This window comes from Stappia stellulata (assembly GCF_020176715.1).
Classification (GTDB): Bacteria; Pseudomonadota; Alphaproteobacteria; order Rhizobiales; family Stappiaceae; genus Stappia.
Map to the genome: position 1 here is coordinate 20,488 of NZ_JAIVMF010000004.1, position 16,539 is coordinate 37,026.

General features: G+C 63.3%; 17 protein-coding genes and 1 pseudogene. 9 read left to right on the top strand and 9 right to left on the bottom strand.

Translation table 11 applies throughout. From position 1 onward, the window contains the following. Positions 1 to 32: 32 nt before the first annotated feature. The 7 genes from LC092_RS06470 to LC092_RS06500 form a co-directional block, all read right to left on the bottom strand. The gene (locus tag LC092_RS06470; RefSeq protein WP_224805634.1) at positions 33 to 1,463 is read right to left on the bottom strand and encodes an aldehyde dehydrogenase family protein; all 1,431 of its coding nucleotides are present in this window, start codon (positions 1,461 to 1,463) and stop codon (positions 33 to 35) included. Positions 1,464 to 1,479: 16 nt separating this feature from the next. Then, positions 1,480 to 2,412 (bottom strand): proline racemase family protein, encoded by a 933-nt coding sequence (locus LC092_RS06475; protein WP_224805635.1) that lies wholly within the window; start codon positions 2,410 to 2,412, stop codon positions 1,480 to 1,482. Beyond that, entirely contained in the window at positions 2,403 to 3,362 is a 960-nt protein-coding gene (locus tag LC092_RS06480) for a dihydrodipicolinate synthase family protein (protein WP_224805636.1), read from the bottom strand. The genes LC092_RS06475 and LC092_RS06480 overlap by 10 nt, the downstream gene beginning before the upstream one ends. An 87-nt stretch (positions 3,363 to 3,449) precedes the next feature. After that, on the bottom strand, positions 3,450 to 4,172 hold the full coding sequence (locus LC092_RS06485) for an amino acid ABC transporter ATP-binding protein (RefSeq protein ID WP_224805637.1): 723 nt from the start codon (positions 4,170 to 4,172) through the stop codon (positions 3,450 to 3,452). Then, positions 4,169 to 4,831 (bottom strand): amino acid ABC transporter permease, encoded by a 663-nt coding sequence (locus LC092_RS06490; protein WP_224805638.1) that lies wholly within the window; start codon positions 4,829 to 4,831, stop codon positions 4,169 to 4,171. The genes LC092_RS06485 and LC092_RS06490 overlap by 4 nt, the downstream gene beginning before the upstream one ends. A gap of 10 nt (positions 4,832 to 4,841) precedes the next feature. Beyond that, a complete protein-coding gene (locus LC092_RS06495; protein ID WP_224805639.1) occupies positions 4,842 to 5,504 on the bottom strand; it encodes an amino acid ABC transporter permease in 663 nt (220 codons plus the stop codon). A gap of 63 nt (positions 5,505 to 5,567) precedes the next feature. After that, entirely contained in the window at positions 5,568 to 6,368 is an 801-nt protein-coding gene (locus LC092_RS06500) for a transporter substrate-binding domain-containing protein (protein ID WP_224805640.1), read from the bottom strand. Positions 6,369 to 6,570: 202 nt separating this feature from the next. On the opposite strand from LC092_RS06500, the gene LC092_RS06505 reads away from it, so the two are divergent. Further along, positions 6,571 to 7,230: a GntR family transcriptional regulator gene (locus LC092_RS06505; protein WP_224805641.1), complete on the top strand. Its 660-nt coding sequence runs from the start codon at positions 6,571 to 6,573 to the stop codon at positions 7,228 to 7,230. 42 nt (positions 7,231 to 7,272) lie between these two features. On the opposite strand, the gene LC092_RS06510 is transcribed toward LC092_RS06505, so the two are convergent. Continuing rightward, on the bottom strand, positions 7,273 to 7,962 hold the full coding sequence (locus LC092_RS06510) for a LysR substrate-binding domain-containing protein (protein WP_224805926.1): 690 nt from the start codon (positions 7,960 to 7,962) through the stop codon (positions 7,273 to 7,275). 90 nt (positions 7,963 to 8,052) lie between these two features. Continuing rightward, positions 8,053 to 8,184, bottom strand: a pseudogene (locus tag LC092_RS06515) (helix-turn-helix domain-containing protein); the annotation flags it as partial. Positions 8,185 to 8,521: 337 nt separating this feature from the next. On the opposite strand from LC092_RS06515, the gene torT reads away from it, so the two are divergent. Genes torT through LC092_RS06555 form a run of 8 tightly spaced genes read left to right on the top strand, consistent with a single transcriptional unit; the run spans position 8,522 to position 16,471 of the window. Then, positions 8,522 to 9,595 carry a TMAO reductase system periplasmic protein TorT gene (gene torT, locus LC092_RS06520; RefSeq protein ID WP_224805642.1) on the top strand — a complete coding sequence of 358 codons (1,074 nt, stop codon included), beginning with the start codon at positions 8,522 to 8,524 and terminating at the stop codon, positions 9,593 to 9,595. Positions 9,596 to 9,628: 33 nt separating this feature from the next. Next, the gene (locus LC092_RS06525; protein WP_224805643.1) at positions 9,629 to 11,182 is read left to right on the top strand and encodes a sugar ABC transporter ATP-binding protein; all 1,554 of its coding nucleotides are present in this window, start codon (positions 9,629 to 9,631) and stop codon (positions 11,180 to 11,182) included. Further along, the gene (locus LC092_RS06530; protein ID WP_224805644.1) at positions 11,182 to 12,210 is read left to right on the top strand and encodes an ABC transporter permease; all 1,029 of its coding nucleotides are present in this window, start codon (positions 11,182 to 11,184) and stop codon (positions 12,208 to 12,210) included. The genes LC092_RS06525 and LC092_RS06530 overlap by 1 nt, the downstream gene beginning before the upstream one ends. A gap of 15 nt (positions 12,211 to 12,225) precedes the next feature. After that, a complete protein-coding gene (gene pxpA / locus LC092_RS06535) occupies positions 12,226 to 12,954 on the top strand; it encodes a 5-oxoprolinase subunit PxpA (RefSeq protein ID WP_224805645.1) in 729 nt (242 codons plus the stop codon). A gap of 33 nt (positions 12,955 to 12,987) precedes the next feature. Beyond that, a complete protein-coding gene (locus LC092_RS06540) occupies positions 12,988 to 13,227 on the top strand; it encodes an acetyl-CoA carboxylase (protein ID WP_224805646.1) in 240 nt (79 codons plus the stop codon). A 7-nt stretch (positions 13,228 to 13,234) separates the two neighbouring features. Then, positions 13,235 to 14,629, top strand: coding sequence for an acetyl-CoA carboxylase biotin carboxylase subunit (locus LC092_RS06545; RefSeq protein ID WP_224805647.1), 1,395 nt, complete (start codon positions 13,235 to 13,237; stop codon positions 14,627 to 14,629). Then, on the top strand, positions 14,626 to 15,501 hold the full coding sequence (locus LC092_RS06550) for a 5-oxoprolinase subunit B family protein (RefSeq protein ID WP_224805648.1): 876 nt from the start codon (positions 14,626 to 14,628) through the stop codon (positions 15,499 to 15,501). Before LC092_RS06545 ends, LC092_RS06550 begins: the two co-directional genes overlap by 4 nt. Continuing rightward, positions 15,491 to 16,471 carry a biotin-dependent carboxyltransferase family protein gene (locus LC092_RS06555; protein WP_224805649.1) on the top strand — a complete coding sequence of 327 codons (981 nt, stop codon included), beginning with the start codon at positions 15,491 to 15,493 and terminating at the stop codon, positions 16,469 to 16,471. The genes LC092_RS06550 and LC092_RS06555 overlap by 11 nt, the downstream gene beginning before the upstream one ends. The last annotated feature ends 68 nt before the right edge of the window (positions 16,472 to 16,539 follow it).

The window sequence follows — 16,539 nt, forward strand, 5'->3', positions numbered from 1 at the left end:
CCTTCGGATGTCTTGCATCTGTCTGCGCGGCATCAGGGGAGCGTGTAGGCGGTCTTGACGGTGGTGTAGAACTCGGCCGCGTATCGCCCCTGTTCGCGGGGGCCGAAACTCGATCCTTTCGTCCCTCCGAAGGGCACGTGATAATCGACGCCCGCCGTCGGCAGATTGACCATCACCATGCCGGCCCGCGCGTTCTGCCTGAAATGGCTCGCATGCTTCAAGGATGTGGTGCAGATGCCGGCGCTCAGACCGAACGCCGTGTCGTTGGCGACCTGAAGCGCCTCGTCGTAGCCGCCGACGCGAATGACGGAGGCAATCGGACCGAATACCTCCTCGCGGTTGATGCGCATGGAATTGTCGGTCTCGGTGACAAGCGCAGGCGCCATATAGAAGCCTTCGGTCGCCCTGTTGAGCCGCTCTCCGCCGCTGACCTTTCCGCCGTCTTGGGCAGCGATATCGATGTAGGAAAGGTTTTGCTGCAACTGGCGCTCGTCCACGACCGGGCCCATCTGGATGCCGTCTTCGAGTGCGTTTCCGACCTTCATCGCGGCCATGGCCTCGCTCAGGGCTGCAACGAACCTGTCGTGGATCCCGTCGGTGACGATCAGCCGCGAGCTTGCCGTGCAACGCTGTCCGGTGGAGAAGAAGGCGCCGTTCAGACAGGCGGAAACCGCCGTGTCGAGATCGGCATCATCGAGAACGACCATCGGGTTCTTGCCGCCCATCTCGAGCTGGAGCTTCTTGAGATGACGCCCGCAGCTTTCCGCGATGCCGCGCCCGGTGGGGACCGAGCCGGTGAAGGAGATCGCGTCGACCTTCGGGCTCTCCACGAGCCGCGGTCCGATCTCGGACCCGCGGCCCATCACCAGATTGACCACCCCGTCGGGAAGGCCTGCGCGCGACAGGATCTCGACCAGCGCATGGGCGCAGCCCGGCACCAGTTCCGCCGGCTTGAGGACGACGGCATTGCCGTAGCAAAGGGCCGGAGCGATTTTCCACGCCGGAATGGCGATCGGGAAATTCCAGGGCGTGATCAGCCCGACGACCCCGACGGGCGAGCGCGTCACGTCGATCTCGACGCCTGGGCGCACGGAGGCAAGCCTGTCGCCGGTCTGGCGCAGGGTTTCGCCGGCGAAGAACTTGAAGATCTGCCCGGCGCGCGCGACCTCGCCGATGCCCTCGGGCAGGGTCTTGCCTTCCTCCCGCGACAGCAGCCGGCCGAGCTCGGCCTTGCGGGCGAGGAGCTCCGTGCCGACCGCGTCGAGAACGTCGAAGCGCTGTTGCGGTGTGGACGCCGCCCATTCCGGCGCCGCGCGATGCGCCGCGTCGATTGCCCGGTCCATCTGTGCGGCATCGGCCTTGGCGGCGTGGCCGATGATGTCGCTGACGTCGGACGGGTTTACATTGACGATCGTCTCGCTCGTCGTCACCCAGGTGCCGTCGATGAAGTTCTTGAAGTCCATGAGATGTGTCCCGGTTCTATAGGCGGATCCCCGTGCGATACGGGTCCGCAGGATTGAAGATGAGGTTGGCCTCGCCGGTGACGAACGCCTGACCGGTGACGGTGGAGATCACGCCGCCGTGTCGCCCGGGCGCGTAGCTGATCTCGTAGGTGCTGCCGATCACGCTTTCCTGGATGTAGGTTTCGCCCGGTGCGAGGAGGCCGTCTTCCGCAAGGCAGGCGAGTTTCGCCGAACAGCCCGTGCCGCAAGGCGAGCGGTCGTAGGCGCCGCCGGGACACAGCACGAAGTTCCGGCTGTGCGCCGTGTCGGACACCGGTGGTCCGAAGAGCTCGATGTGGTCGATCCATGCGCCGTTGCGCCCGGTGATGCCGGCCCGGTCCAGGCCCGCGCGGATGCGTAGGGTCAGATCCGTAAGCGCGCGGATATTTTGTCCTGTCAGCGCCACGGGGCTGTCCTTCACCAGAAAGAACCAGTTGCCGCCCCAGGCGACATCGCCCATGACCGCGCCGAGGCCGTCGACCTCGACCGTGACATCCTTGTGCAGGCGGTAGCTTTCGACGTTGACGACCGACACGCGATTGGCGTCGTGCAACTCGAAGCCGACCTGACCGACCGGCGTGTCCAGCCTGTGCGTTCCCGGCGCGATCCGCCCGAGATGGGCGAGGGTCGCGCCAAGGCCGATGGTGGCATGACCGCACATGCCGAGGTTCTTGAGATTGTTGAAATAGATTACCCCGGCCGCGCATTCGGGATCGTCCGGCGCGACGAGGAGCGCTCCGATCATGGCATCGTGGCCGCGCGGTTCCAGGACCACGGACGCGCAGAAATCCAGGTGGTCACGCTCCAGCCGGGCGGCGCGTTCGGCGAGCGGGCCGGACCCTAGGTCCGGCCCGCCGTCCAGCACGACGCGGGTGGGCTCACCCGCCGTGTGGCTGTCGATCACCCGCATTCGGCGATCACTCCACCCAGCTTGCACCAGTCCGCGTACCAGGTCTTGAACAGGCGGTACTGGCTTTCAAGATATCCGCGCTGTGCCTCGCTCAGCGCATCGGTTTCATTGAAATGCAGTCGGTACTCGTCGTCCCCGTTCAGCACCATCAGGTGCTTGTAGTAGAGAACGAGGTCCGGTCCTTCGTCGAAGCTGGACAACACGGCAAAGGCCTCGTCCAGTTCCTTCGCCCGTTGCCGGGCCTCGGCATGGCCCTCGGCGGCTTTTCTGGACAGGGCCACCAGATGCAGCACCTCGCGCGGAAGCGCGTTTCCGATCCCGGTAATGGCGCCGGTCGCCCCGCAATTGACGAAACCGTGGAAGACGGCCGTGTCGACGCCGACCATCAAGGTCACGTCGCTGTCGGCCGAGGTGATGTTCTCGGCGGCGTAGCGCAGGTCCTGAAGACCGCCGAATTCCTTGAAGCCGATGAGGTTCGGAAACTCCGCGCGCAGATCGAAGAAGAGATCGGCTCTCGTGGCGAAGCCATAGTAGGGGCTGTTGTAGATCACGGCCGGAAGATCGGGCGCGGCCGCGAGAATGGCGCTGAAGTGGTGGCGCTGGGCAGCGGCGGAGCTTCCCCGCGACAGCACGCGCGGGATGACCATCAGCCCGTGCGCGCCGACGCGGGCGGCATGCGCCGCATGGGCGACGGCAGAGGCGGTGTTGACCGCGCCGGTTCCGACAACCACGGGCACGCCCGCCGTGACCAGACGCTCCACGCCTTCCATGCGCTGGGCATCGCTCAGGAGTGGCCAGTCGCCCATGGAGCCGCAATAGACGACAGCGGACATGCCGGCTTCGATCAACTCCTTGCCCTTTTTCACAAGTGCATCGAAGTCCGGCGTGCGGTCGGCCTTGCACGGGGTCATCAGGGCAGGCATGCAGCCGGTAAAGACAGTCGACGTCATATCGTTCTCCGTTGATGGTGCGGTTCGCCTGCGCGCAAGGCCTTGCAGGGATGCGAAGGAGCAGGCGGTTGTGATCGGTGTCCGGCGTCAGCGTACATTGGCCAGAAACTTGCGGGTATGCTCGGATTTCGCCTCGCCGAAGATCTGCTCCGGCGGACCGATTTCCTCCATCACGCCCTGATGGAAGTAGGCGACCCGGTCGGACACGTCGCGCGCGAACCCCATCTCGTGCGTCACGCAGATCATGGTCATGCCCTCCTCGGCGAGGAGGCGCATCGTGTCCAGGACCTCGCCGACCAGCTCCGGATCGAGCGCCGAGGTCGCTTCGTCGAACAGCATGTAGGTCGGTTCCATGGCGAGCGCGCGCGCAATGGCGAGCCGTTGCTGCTGGCCGCCGGACAGGGCGCTTGGATAGGCGTTCAGTTTGTCGTCGAGACCGACGTGCCGAAGTTGCCGTTCGGCGATGTCCCTGGCCTCGGTTCGCGACTTGCCCTTCACGATCCTCGGTGCGAGGGCGACGTTTTCCAGGGCCGTTAGATGCGGAAAACTGTTCCATTGCTGAAACACCATTCCGAGCTTCTGGCGCAATTTGTTGATGTCCGTGCCCTTGGCGTGGACATTTGTCCCGTCGACGACGACGGACCCCTTCTGGATCGCCTCAAGTCCGTTGATGCAATAGAGCAGGGTCGATTTTCCCGACCCCGAGGCGCCGATGACCGAGAGAACCTCTCCTTTCTCCACGGTCAGGTCGATGCCCTTGAGCACCTGCAGGGCCCCGAAGTACTTTTCCAGGCTGCGGATCTCGATCATTGGGCCCACCTTTCTTCAAGTTTTGCGGCATAGCGCGAGATCGGAAACGACAGCGCGAAGTAGAAGGCGCCGGCAATCGACAGGATGAGAAACGGTTCCTGGGTGCGGGTGATCAGGATCTGGCTGGCCTTCAGGAGTTCGACATAGCCAAGCACCGAGACGAGGGCGCTGTCCTTCATCACGCCGAGCGCAACGCCGATCCAGGACGGAAAAATGGCCCGCCCGCCGATCGGGAGGACGACATATCGCATGTCCTGCCAATAGCTCATGCCGAGCGAACGCGCCGCGCGCCGCATCGGTCGGCCAACCGCCTCGATGCCGCCGCGCGCCACATTGGCGACCAGCGCGGCGGTGTAGATCGTGAGGATCACCACGCCGGAGGCGAAGGGATCGAGGTTGAGCCCGACGATCGGTGCGAAATTGTAGAACAGCACCAACTGGATGATCAGCGGCACGGAGCGGAAGATGTCGAGCACCGGCGTCAGCGTCAGGGTGGCCCAGATCTTCCCCTCGTAGATCAGCCAGCCGCAGAGCGCGCCGAGGACCGTGCCGGCGGCGATCGACAGGATCGAGATCCAGAGCGTTCTGAGTGCGGCCTCTGCGAGGAACCAGAGGTCGTTCGCGCCGAAGCCGGAGAAAAAGTCGATGGTTTCTGTCATCCCCGTCTCCTCAATACCGGAACAGGCGCATGGCCAGGAGTCGGGACGCACCGAGGACGATCTTGACAATCGCGTAGTAGATGACGGCGGTCACGGCGAAATATTCGAAGATCCGGAAGGTCCGGCTCGCGAAAAACTGGGTTTCTCCGCTCAATTCGCGGAAGCCGACCAGCATTCCGAGCGAGGACATCAGAACCGCCCAGACCATCTGGTTGGTGATCGGGTGGTACACGAGGCGAAAGACCTGCGGGATGATGATGCGGGTATGGGCCTGCCAGGCGGTCATGCCGAGCGAGCGCGCCGCGCGAAGCTGGGTGTCTGGAATTGCCTGGAAACCGCCGCGGAAATTCTCCGCAAGATAGCCGGCGCAATTGAAGCTCAGTCCCGCGAGCACGATGGCGAAGGGCGAGAGATGGATGCCGAATGCGCCGATGCCGAAGCCGAAGAAGAACAGCTGAAACAGTGCCGGCGTGTTGCGCGCCAGTTCCACCCATGCGGTCGCAAGCCAATAGGCCGGGCCTGTCTTCTTCATGCGGGAAAGCGCCAGCAGCAGTCCGATGACGATGCCGATGATCATGGAAAGCGTGGCGACCTGAAGTGTCAGAAGCCCCGCCTCCAGAAGGTCCGGCAGGCTTTTCATCACCGGCCGCCAATGGAAGTTGTAGTCGAACATGACTGGGATGCTCCGGCTTGTCCCACCCGGTTGTCCGGGTGGGACGGCTCGGTTTTGGGATGATCAGTACATCACGCCGGGAATGCGCAGCTCGGGCGCCTCGCCGCCAACGTATTTCCCCCAAAGCTCCTCATAGCGACCGGAGCGCACCTGATGGGTGACGAACAGGTTGAGATAGTTCAGCCAGGTCACATCGGTGCGCTTGGCGACGACGGAGGTGTAGTCGGTGGTCCAGGGCATGCGCGGCCCCGGCTCGATCGTGTCGTATTGCTCGGTGATCGGCTTGACCGCCGTGTTGGTGGTGAGACCGATGTCGGCCTTGCCCTGGGCAACGGCCAGGAACACCTCGTTCTCCGACTGATAGCCCTGGTAGAGGTTTTCCTCGCCCCATTCCTTGGCAATCTTGAGCCATTCCTGTTCGGGAACGGTGCCGACGGCCGCGGCAACGCGCTTGCCGCGAATATCGTCAAAGCTCTTGATGCCGCTCTGGCTGTTGACGACGCCCTGGGCGAAGTAGATGGCGTAGGGAATGGTGAAACCGACCGTACGCGCTCGCGCCAGGCTGTCGGATGTGGCGCCGAAGACGACATCGGCCCGGCCCGTCACGATAACGGGAAGGCGTTCTGCCCAGGTGACGGGCAGGATTTCCGGCTCGACCTCGAGTGCGGCCGCCAGGTCGTTGCAATAATCGACGTCGAAGCCGGCGGGTTCGTTGTTGGCGTCCCGATATCCGATCGGGGGAAAGTCCAGCACCACGCCGCAGCGCAGCGTTCCGCGATCGACGACATCGTCCAGGGTGTCGGCCACGGCCGGCACGGACACGGCGAATGACAGCACGGCTGCAGCCATCACGTTCTTGATCATGAGTTCCCCTCTCGATTGCAATTCTGATTGCAGAGCCTTCTGGCGGGGCTTTGCGCCCCGTTTCTTGGTGACCCGAAAGCGATAGCGTATATTGGATCCAATATGCAATATAAAATATCCGAAATGACAAGGTGCTTCAAAATCCACCCGTCTTGCCGTACAAGCGGCGCTTCATGGGGCCACACCCTGGGAAAGGCTCGTTATGAAACTGAAATCGATGGATATTTCCGCCACAGCCTCGGCGTCATCCATTGTCTTCGAGGCCTTGCGCAAGGCGATCATCGGCGGGGAACTCGCCGAGGGCGAACCCTTGCGTCAGGACGAAATCGCCCAACTTTTCAATACCAGCCGCATCCCCGTGCGCGAGGCGATTTCCAGGCTTGAGGAGCAGGGTCTGGTCAGGACGCAGCGCTACAAGGGCGCCGTGGTCGCCGGCTTCTCGCCGCGGGAGACGGCGGAAATCTTCGACCTGCGTGCGCTGGTCGAGCCGGAAATCATGCGGGACGCCGTGCCGCGCATGTCGAAGGAGCTGCTTTCAGACGCGCGGGAAAAATGCGCGGCTTTCTCCTCCGCGACGGACCCGATGGCCTATGGCGATCTCAATCGCGCGTTTCACGAGACGCTCTACAGTGCAAGCGAGCTCAGGTATTTCCGGGATGTCTCCAACAATGCGATCGACCGCGTCGAGCGGCAGATCCGTGCCCAGCTCGTGATGTCCAACGGAATGGAACGCGCGGGCCGCGAGCATTTCGCGATTCTCGAGGCATGCGAGAAGGGGAATGCCGATCTCGCCTCCGAGCTGACGCGCGCGCATATCCAGGGGGCGAAGGCGTCGCTGCTGGAGCATTTGCCGGCGTCCTGAGGAGCGAGGCCGGCGCCCTCGGGCGTCGGTAACAGGCCCTGATCAGTGCGCCCGATGGGTGTCGCCAAGATGCATGAACTCGCGGAACGCAGTCATCGCGGTGCTTTGCTCGACGTTGGTGGCCCAAGCCAGTCCCACATCCATTGTCGGGATCCGGTCCGCAAGCGCCTTGACCTCGACGCGGCGTCCGTCCAGTGACCAGGGGCGGTAGACCATGTCGGAGAGGATCGTGACCCCCATGCCATTGGCCACCATGGATCTGACCGCCTCTACCGACGAGGTGCGAAACACCGTGCGCGGCCGATAGTTCGTGCGGTTCCAGTAGCGCTGTGCCGTGTTGGAGGCTTCGTCGACCGTCAGCATGATGTAGGGCTCCCGCGCGACATCCGCGATGCCGATCGTGGCCTGTTCCAGCAAGGGATGCTGCGACGAGAGCCAGAGCCGCCTCCGGGATTGCAGCAGGGTCTCATAGGTCAGGCCCTCCTGATTGTAGATGTTGGAGACCAGCATCACCGCAAGATCGAAGGTGCCCGACACCAGGCCCTCCTCGATCGCCCCGCGCGAAGCCTCCGTAAGCCGCAGATCCACGCCGGGAAAGGCGCGCGCAAAGCGCTCGATATGGGGGGGCAGGAAGTAGCCGGCCACCGTGTAGGTCATTGCCAGCCGCAAGGTGCCGTTGACGGCGTTGCGTGAACTGCGGGGCGAGCGCACCGCCTCGTCGACCGCCGCCATGACCCGTCGGGCATGGTCGAGAAAGATGCTTCCCTCAAAGGTAAGGGTAACCCCGCCGGCGTGCCGGTCCAGCAAGCGCGCGCCGACGGTATCCTCAAGATGCTTGACGGCTGTCGTGACCGCCGACTGCGAGACATTCAGCTCGATCGCTGCGCGACTGATCTGGCCGGTATTTGCGACAGCGATGAAATACCGGATCTGTCGGATCGATGGCTCATTCATTTTTCAAATGCCGATTATATGTTTTTCCGGGTTCTACCCCTCCGCATTTTCAACAATTGCGAAAGGGCGTTCGCATTCTCGTCTCCCGGACTTATCCTGAAAGGGTTCGCTTGTTCAGAACTTTATATCGAATGTCTCATGACCAAGCCAGCCTCGTTGCCGGCTTGATCACCGGGCTTTAGCGCGAGAGTGCAATATCTATTTTTCTAAATTTATGCCTCATATCTTCGTATTTTACAATCTCTGGCCCGCGTTCTTTGATTTCCTCACCGCCCGTCCAGAGGCGGGTGTGAAAGACGGATGCTCGTTCATCCGCGCCAGTTCCAGAGGGTAAGCTATGAGACATCTCCTGAAATCCGTGACGTCCTCGGCGGCGCTCGCGCTCGTTCTGACCGGCAGCGCCGTGGCGGACGACTGGTTCCCCTATCCCGTGGAGGTTTGGGATCCGCCGTTCGACATGGCGAGCCCCCGGACCTCGAAAGACTATGTGCCGCTCGACAAGGCGGCCCAGCCCTGGGACATTTGCGTGTCCTTTCCGCATATGAAGGATGCCTACTGGCTCGGCGTCGACTATGGCGTGGTGGAAGAGGCGCGCCGCCTCGGCGTGCGGCTGAATGTCGTCGAGGCCGGCGGCTACACCGAGCTCAGCACGCAGATCTCGCAGATCGAGGATTGCGTGTCGGCGGGCGCCGATGCCGTGATCATCGGTGCGATTTCCTTCGACGGCCTGAACAATCTCGTCGGTGAGATCCGCTCCAAGGATATCCCGGTGATCGACGTGATCAACGGCATGTCGTCGGACAAACTGTCGGCGAAATCGCTCGTTTCCTTCGGTGAAATGGGCGCCAAGGCCGGCGCGTTCCTCGCCGAACGTCATCCCGCCGGCGGCGACGCAGTCAAGGTCGCCTGGTTCCCCGGACCGGCCGGCGCCGGCTGGGTGGAAGCTGGAAACACCGGTTTCCAGGGGACCATCGACGGCAGTGCCATCGAGCTTGTCGATACCAAATACGGCGACACCGGAAAGGAGGCCCAGGCCCGGCTTGTTGAAGACACGCTCGAGGCCTATCCGGATCTCGACTACATCGTCGGCACGGCTGTGACGGCGGAAGCGGCGATCCCGATCCTGCGGTCGCGCGGGCTGACCGACCGGGTCAAGGTCGTTTCCTACTACTACACGCCGGGCGTGGATCGTGGCATCGCCCGCGGGCAGATCCTCGCGGCGCCCACCGATTCCACCGTGGTGCAGGGACGTATCGCCGTCGACCAGGCCGTCCGCATCCTGGAAGGCAAAGACTACGACAAGCATGTCGGACCGGCGCTTTACGTGGTCACCCAGGAAAGCCACGCGGAATTCGATCCCTCCTCGACACTGGCACCAGACGGCTTCCGTCCGGTCTTCTCGGTGGAATGAGCGGCAAGCGTCGTACAAACGGGGGATAGCGACATGTCGGCCATCACAGCCGAACCCCGGGACACGGTGCAGCCTGACAAGGCTGCACCTCCCCTTCTCCAGACCATCGGCATAACCAAGGACTATCCTGGTGTGCGCGCGCTTGATGATGTTTCCTTCGAGTTGCGGGCGGGTGAAGTCCATGTCCTGTTCGGCGAAAATGGCGCCGGAAAGTCGACCCTGATCTCGATCCTTGCCGGCGCGAACGCGCCGACGGCCGGCCGGATCGTCCTGCGGGGCGAGGAGGTCCATCTCCATTCTGTTCACGATGCACGGGATCTCGGGATCTCGGCGGTGTTTCAGGAGTTCTCCCTGATCCCGCAGATGAGTGTCGAGGAGAACCTGTTTCTCGGGGCGGAACCGACGCGCTCCGGTGTCATCGATCGGGCGCGCATCCGGTCCGAAGCCCGCGAGATCCTGGATGAACTCGGCTTCGCACTGAAGCCGGAGACGCGGGTGGACCGGTTGACGCGGGCCGAACAGCAGATGGTCGAGATCGCCAAGGCCTTTCGCTCCGATCTTTCGGTACTGATCCTCGACGAGCCGACCGCATCGCTGACCAGCCATGAGACCGATCATCTGTTCGCTCTCATCGAAAAGCTGACCGAGCGCGGGGTCGGCATCGTCTACATCACGCATCGCATGGCGGAGATCCGGCGTATCGGCGACCGCATCACCGTGTTGCGCGATGGTCGCTATATCGACACGGTCGACGCCGGGAGCGCGTCGGAGGACGAGCTTGTCCAACTGATGACCGGACGGGTGGTTGGCGGGATCTTCCCCCGGCTTGATCTCGGCCCGGCAGGCGCGCCCGTTCTGGAGGTCGAGGCGCTCAGCACGCGCGACGGCGCGGTCCGCGATGTATCGATGCACGTCCGCGCCGGCGAGATCGTTGGCATGGCCGGGCTGGTCGGCTCGGGCAAGTCCGAGCTCATGCAGGCGTGCTTTGGTGCGCGGGCGGTGGCCGCGGGACATGTCCGTCTCAAGGGACATGACACGACGGGGCGCTTGCCGCGCCAGAACATTTGCGACGGATTTCTCTATTTGCCCTCCGACCGGCGTACCGAAGGGCTGATGATGATGCGATCCGTACGCGAGAACATGGCGCTTGCGTCTCTCGACATCCCTCCGTTTTCCCGCGGTCCGGTCCTCGACCGGCGTGGGGAAGCCCGCAAGGTCGCAGAACTCGCCGGGCGCTTGAACCTCTCGCCGCCGCGCATCGAGCGCATGGTCGAACATTTCTCCGGCGGCAACCAGCAAAAGGTCATGCTCGCGCGCAGCCTGACCCGCTCCTACGATCTCATTGCCTTCGACGAACCGACGGTGGGCGTCGATGTCGGAACGCGCGCGGCAATCTACGAATTCATTGTCGATCTCGCCCGGGCGGGCGTCGCAATCGTGCTGATCTCATCCGATCTGCCGGAAATCCTTCACCTGACCTCGCGCGCCTACGTCTTCTACCGGGGGCGGGTGCAGGCGGAGGTTCCGGCCGACCAACTCACGGAGGAAAATGTGTTGGCTCACTTCTTCGAGAGGGAGAGCGCGTGATGGCGGAAAACGCTTTGTCCTCGCGGGACCGCGACGGAGGAATAGCGGATGTCGTCAAGCGGCTGTTCGTTCGGCTCGGCATCCTACCCTTCCTGCTGGTGATCGCGATCGTGGTGTTCGCGCTGCTGTCGGACAATTTCCTGACGCCCCGCAATCTGATGAACGTGCTGCGGCAGTCGGTCTATCTGATGATCGTCTCACTCGGTCAGATGCTGGCGCTTTTGACCGGAGGCTTCGATCTTTCGGTCGGCACGATCCTGGCGTTGTCGTCGGTTGTCGGCGCACTCACCATGTCGACGCTTCACGCCATGTATCCGGACATGGTCGGCCTCTCTATCGCGGTCGGCTGCGTCGCCGGCATCGCGGCCGGTGTCTCCATCGGGATGGTCAACGGTCTGGGCGTTGCCGTGTTCAAGGTCTCGCCTTTCATGATGTCGCTCGGCATGGCGTCCGTCGGCTTCGGCATCGCCCTTTATCTGACCGGCGGCGTTCCCGTTTACGGCATGCCGCAAGCGTTCGGAGATGTCTTCGGCTTCGGGTCTTTGTTCGGGGTTGCGACGCCCGTTTATGTGGCGGGTCTCTTGGCGGTCGGCCTCTATCTCTTCCTCTACTGGACACCGCAGGGCCGCTATCTCTACGCGGTCGGCGGAAACATCAAGGCGGCGTCGCTTTCGGGCATCAACACGGGCGGCACGCTTTTCCTGACCTATACGCTCTGCGGGTTCTTCGCGGCCGTGTCCGGCATGCTGCTGACGGCGCGCCTCGACACGGGCGAGGCCAATATCGGGGCGTCCATGCCGCTGGAATCGATCGCAGCTTGCGTCATCGCCGGTGTCAGCCTGCGCGGTGGCGTCGGACGGTTGGAGAATGTCGTTTTGGGTGCGCTGTTCATCGGTCTCGTCCAAAACGGAATGAACCTAGCGCGTATCGAATCCTACCTGCAGACCGTGGTGCTCGGCGCCCTGCTGATCCTGGCCGTCATCGCCGACCAGATCCGGCTGCGTTATGTCGCCTCGCTAAAAGACTGAGAAGGAAAACAACGGATGTCTGCGGAAATAAACTGCGACATGGGCGAGAGCTTCGGGCTCTACAGGATGGGTGACGACGAGGGCATCATGCCCTGTATCTCCCAGGCCAATGTCGCTTGCGGCTTTCACGGTTCGGACCCCAACCACATGCGCCGGACGGTCGAGCTTGCCCGTCGCCATGGCGTGAAGGTCGGCGCGCATTTTTCCCTGCCGGATCTGCCGGGTTTCGGCCGCCGCGAGATGAAGATCGAGAGGGATGAAATGTTCAACATCATCCTCTATCAGATCGGGGCGTTGACGGGATTTCTGCAGGCGGCCGGTCTGGCGTTGTCGCACCTGAAACCGCATGGTGCGCTCTATGGCATGGCCACGCGCGAGGAGCATATCGCACATGCGATTGCCGATGCGGCAGAGATCTTCGATGTGCCGGTGCTCGGCCTTGCCGGGACGCTTCACGAGGAGGTCTACCGCGCGCGCGGGGTCGGCTTCCTGGCCGAGTTCTTCGCCGATCTCGACTATGGCGACGATGGTTCTTTGATCATCACCCGCGAACATCATGCCGTGGATCCGCAGGTCGCGGCGCGGCGCACGGTGTCTGCCGTGCGCGAGGGCCGGGTTCCTTCGATCAACGGCAATCCCGTCCCGGTGCGGGCGGAAACCGTGTGCATTCATTCCGACACGCCGAATGCGGTGGAGATCGCGCGCGCGGTCCACGCCGCGATCAGCCGTCCCGAGGGCGCCTGACCCAATCGCATCGATACCAAGGAGGAAAAGACTATGGCCAGACATGAGGTGAAATCCCCGATCCCCGGCACGTTCTATCGCAAGCCGGCGCCGGATCAGCCGCCTTTCGCGGAGATCGGGCAAAGTGTCGCAAAGGGCGACACGGTGGGCCTTGTCGAGGTGATGAAGACCTTTCACGAGGTGAAGGCGGACGCCGATGGCATGATCGTCGGGTTTCCGGTTGCAGACAGCGATCCGGTAATGGCCGGCCAGACCATCGTCGAACTGGATTGAGGCGGTCGTGGCACAGGGAAAGATACGCAAGTTGCTGATTGCCAATCGCGGCGAGATCGCGGTCCGCATCATCCGGGCCGCCCGCGATTCCGGCATCGCGACCGTTCAGGTCTACAGCGATGCCGACGCCAATGGGCGTGCGGTGGCCATGGCGGACGAAGCCGTGAACATCGGCCCTCCCCAGGCCGCGAAATCCTATCTCGACATCGACGCCCTGCTTCAGGCCGCGCGTGACACCGGCGCCGATGCAATCCATCCAGGGTACGGATTCCTCGCGGAGAACGCGGGCTTCGCAGACGCGGTGGAGGCGGCGGGTCTGGTCTTCGTGGGTCCCTCCGGCGAAACCATCCGGTTGATGGGCGACAAGGCGGCTGCACGCGCGGAAGCGCGCAAGGCCGGTGTTCCGACCGTGCCGGGGAGCGACGGGCTGGTGGAGGACATGGACGCGGCGGCAAAGCTTGCGGCCGAAATCGGTTTTCCGGTCATGATCAAGGCTGCCGCGGGTGGTGGCGGACGCGGGATCCGCGTCGCGCATGACGCAGAGGAATTTGCCCGTCTCGCGCCGCAGGCGGCATCGGAGGCCCGGGCGGCCTTTGGCGACGGCGGCATCTATATCGAAAAGGTGATCGAACGCGCTCGCCACATCGAGGTTCAGGTGCTTGGCGACGGGAGCAACGTCGTGCATTTCTTCGAACGGGAATGCTCGCTCCAGCGCCGCCGCCAGAAGGTGTGGGAGGAAGCGCCGTCGGTCGTCCTGTCGGAGAAGGTGCGCGAGGAACTCTGCGCCTCCGCGGTCGCGCTTGCGAAAGCCGTCGGATACCGCGGCGCCGGGACGATCGAATACCTTTATGACGACGTCAGCGGGGATTTTTTCTTCATCGAGATGAACACCCGTATTCAGGTGGAGCATCCGGTGACCGAGATGATCTGCGGAGTCGATCTGGTCGCCGAGATGATCCGTATCGCCGGCGGCGAGAAGCTTAAACGCACGCAGGCCGATATCGCGCGGACCGGACATGCGATCGAGGTCCGGCTGAATGCGGAAGACCCTGCCAACAACTTCATGCCGTTTCCCGGCGTCGTTGGCGAATTGCTCACCCCGGACGGTCCCGGTGTGCGGTTCGATCACATGCTCTATCCCGGATATGCGGTTCCGCCGTTCTACGATTCTCTGCTCGGCAAGCTCATCGTCTGGGGCGAGGACCGCGAGCGGGCCCTGTTGCGGCTTGGCCGCGCGCTTCGTGAGCTCAAGGTCGAGGGTCTGCCGACAACTGCGCCTTTGTTCGCGGCGCTCCTGGAGAGCGATGACCTGCGCGCAAGCGCCGTCCATACGCGTTGGCTTGAGCCCTGGCTCGAGACCAATCTCGATCTGATCAAGCAAAAGGGAGGCGGGAACACATGAGTTGCCGATACACATTCGGAGGCGACGAGCACATTTTCGTCGAGGTAGACGAAGCGATGTCGCTGGAGGCGTTTTTCGTCAGCCTGTCGATGACCAACGCGGTGCGTGAGGCCAATATCAAGGGTGTGACGGAGATCTGCCCGGCCAATGCCTCGTTTCAGGTCAAGTTCAATCCGGATGTGATCCATCCGGACGACATGATGGCGGAGTTGAAACGCCTTGAGGAGACGGCCGAGAGCGCGGAGCCGGTGCTCGACACGCGGATCATCGAGATCCCGGTCTACTATCAGGATCCCTGGACGCATGAGACCCTGATGCGGTTTCGCGAAAGACATCAGGACCCGAATGCTACCGACATCGAATATGCCGCGCGGATCAACGGTTTCGACGGTGTCGACGCCTTCATCGAGGCGCACTCCGGCGCACCGTGGTTCGTCTCGATGGTCGGCTTCGTCTCGGGCCTGCCGTTTCTGTACCAGATGGTCGATCGACCCCGACAGATCGAGGTGCCGAAATACCTGCGCCCGCGCACGGATACGCCCCGCCTGACGGTGGGCTACGGCGGATGTTTTTCCTGCATCTACTCGGTGCGCGGGGCCGGCGGATACCAGATGTTCGGCATCACGCCGATGCCGATCTTCGATCCCCAACAGAAGGTTTCTTACCTCAAGGATTTCATGGTGTTCTTCAAGCCGGGCGACATCGTCAAGTGGAAGCCGATCACCCGCGAGGAATACGACGCTGCAATCGAGGCGGTGCAGGCCAACACCTTCGCGCCCCGGATCCGGAACGTGCGCTTCTCCCTCGATGACTACAATGCCGACATCGACGGGACCAACGCCAAGCTGATGGAGGCCCTCTATGCCGGTTAACGTGATCTCCGCAGGCATCGCCACGACGATCCAGGACATGGGACGTCCCGGTTATTATCACCTCGGGATCCCCATCGGCGGCGCGATGGACCGCTTGGCCCTTCGCACGGCAAACCTTCTGGTCGGCAATGCCGAGGAGGCAGCGGGCCTTGAATGCGTCTTCGTCGGCCCCGAGCTCGAGTTCACCGAGGACGCGACCGTCGCCGTCTGCGGCGCGGAGTTGCCGCCAAAGCTGGACGGCGACCCGCGCGAAACCTGGACGGCCTTCGCCGTCAAGGCGGGGCAGGTTCTCTCCTTCGATTTCCTGAAAGCCGGCGCGCGGGCCTATATCGCCATTTCGGGCGGCATCAACACCCCGCCGATGCTCGGCAGCCGCTCGACCTATGCCATCGGGGCGCTCGGCGGTGTGGAAGGGCGCGCCGTGCAGCCTGGCGACAGCCTGCCGCTGGGTGCCTCGGTGCGTGCCGCCAAGGAAGGGGCAAGCGTGCCCGCGAAGCTGCGGCGCGGTCCGGACAATCCGGCAGAGTTGCGTGTGCTGCCGGGCCTCTACTGGCACCGCATCACCGAAGAGGCGCAGCGAGACTTCTTCGACGACACCTGGAAGGTGGCGAATGAGGCCGACCGCATGGGCTATCGCTTCCAGGGCGGGCGCAAGCTCGCGTTCGTCGAACGCGACCAGCCTTTCGGTGCCGGCGCCGATCCCTCCAACATCACCGACGCCTGCTATCCCTACGGGTCCGTGCAGGTTCCAAGCGGAACGGAGCCGATCGTGCTGCACCGCGACGCGGTCTCCGGCGGCGGGTATTTCATGATCGGGACGGTCATTTCCGCCGACATGGACCTGATTGGCCAGTTGCAGCCGCACACGCCCACGCGCTTCGTCAAGGTCGACATGGAAACGGCGCTCGCCGCCCGCCGCGACCGCGCACGAACGATGGATGCGATCCGCAACGCGCTTGTCGCGAGCTGACGTCGGACAGCGGACTGTCGACCACGATGCAGGATGCGTCCTGGTGGAGCGGATTCGACACGTGAGCC

Excerpts from the sequence above, each read along its gene's own strand:
- LC092_RS06470 (WP_224805634.1), bottom strand. The coding sequence starts at position 1,463 with ATGGACTTCAAGAACTTCATCGACGGCACCTGGGTGACGACGAGCGAG.
- LC092_RS06475 (WP_224805635.1), bottom strand. The coding sequence starts at position 2,412 with ATGCGGGTGATCGACAGCCACACGGCGGGTGAGCCCACCCGCGTCGTG.
- LC092_RS06480 (WP_224805636.1), bottom strand. The coding sequence starts at position 3,362 with ATGACGTCGACTGTCTTTACCGGCTGCATGCCTGCCCTGATGACCCCG.
- LC092_RS06485 (WP_224805637.1), bottom strand. The coding sequence starts at position 4,172 with ATGATCGAGATCCGCAGCCTGGAAAAGTACTTCGGGGCCCTGCAGGTG.
- LC092_RS06490 (WP_224805638.1), bottom strand. The coding sequence starts at position 4,831 with ATGACAGAAACCATCGACTTTTTCTCCGGCTTCGGCGCGAACGACCTC.
- LC092_RS06495 (WP_224805639.1), bottom strand. The coding sequence starts at position 5,504 with ATGTTCGACTACAACTTCCATTGGCGGCCGGTGATGAAAAGCCTGCCG.
- LC092_RS06500 (WP_224805640.1), bottom strand. The coding sequence starts at position 6,368 with ATGATCAAGAACGTGATGGCTGCAGCCGTGCTGTCATTCGCCGTGTCC.
- LC092_RS06505 (WP_224805641.1), top strand. The coding sequence starts at position 6,571 with ATGAAACTGAAATCGATGGATATTTCCGCCACAGCCTCGGCGTCATCC.
- LC092_RS06510 (WP_224805926.1), bottom strand. The coding sequence starts at position 7,962 with ATGGCGGCGGTCGACGAGGCGGTGCGCTCGCCCCGCAGTTCACGCAAC.
- torT (WP_224805642.1), top strand. The coding sequence starts at position 8,522 with ATGAGACATCTCCTGAAATCCGTGACGTCCTCGGCGGCGCTCGCGCTC.
- LC092_RS06525 (WP_224805643.1), top strand. The coding sequence starts at position 9,629 with ATGTCGGCCATCACAGCCGAACCCCGGGACACGGTGCAGCCTGACAAG.
- LC092_RS06530 (WP_224805644.1), top strand. The coding sequence starts at position 11,182 with ATGGCGGAAAACGCTTTGTCCTCGCGGGACCGCGACGGAGGAATAGCG.
- pxpA (WP_224805645.1), top strand. The coding sequence starts at position 12,226 with ATGTCTGCGGAAATAAACTGCGACATGGGCGAGAGCTTCGGGCTCTAC.
- LC092_RS06540 (WP_224805646.1), top strand. The coding sequence starts at position 12,988 with ATGGCCAGACATGAGGTGAAATCCCCGATCCCCGGCACGTTCTATCGC.
- LC092_RS06550 (WP_224805648.1), top strand. The coding sequence starts at position 14,626 with ATGAGTTGCCGATACACATTCGGAGGCGACGAGCACATTTTCGTCGAG.
- LC092_RS06555 (WP_224805649.1), top strand. The coding sequence starts at position 15,491 with ATGCCGGTTAACGTGATCTCCGCAGGCATCGCCACGACGATCCAGGAC.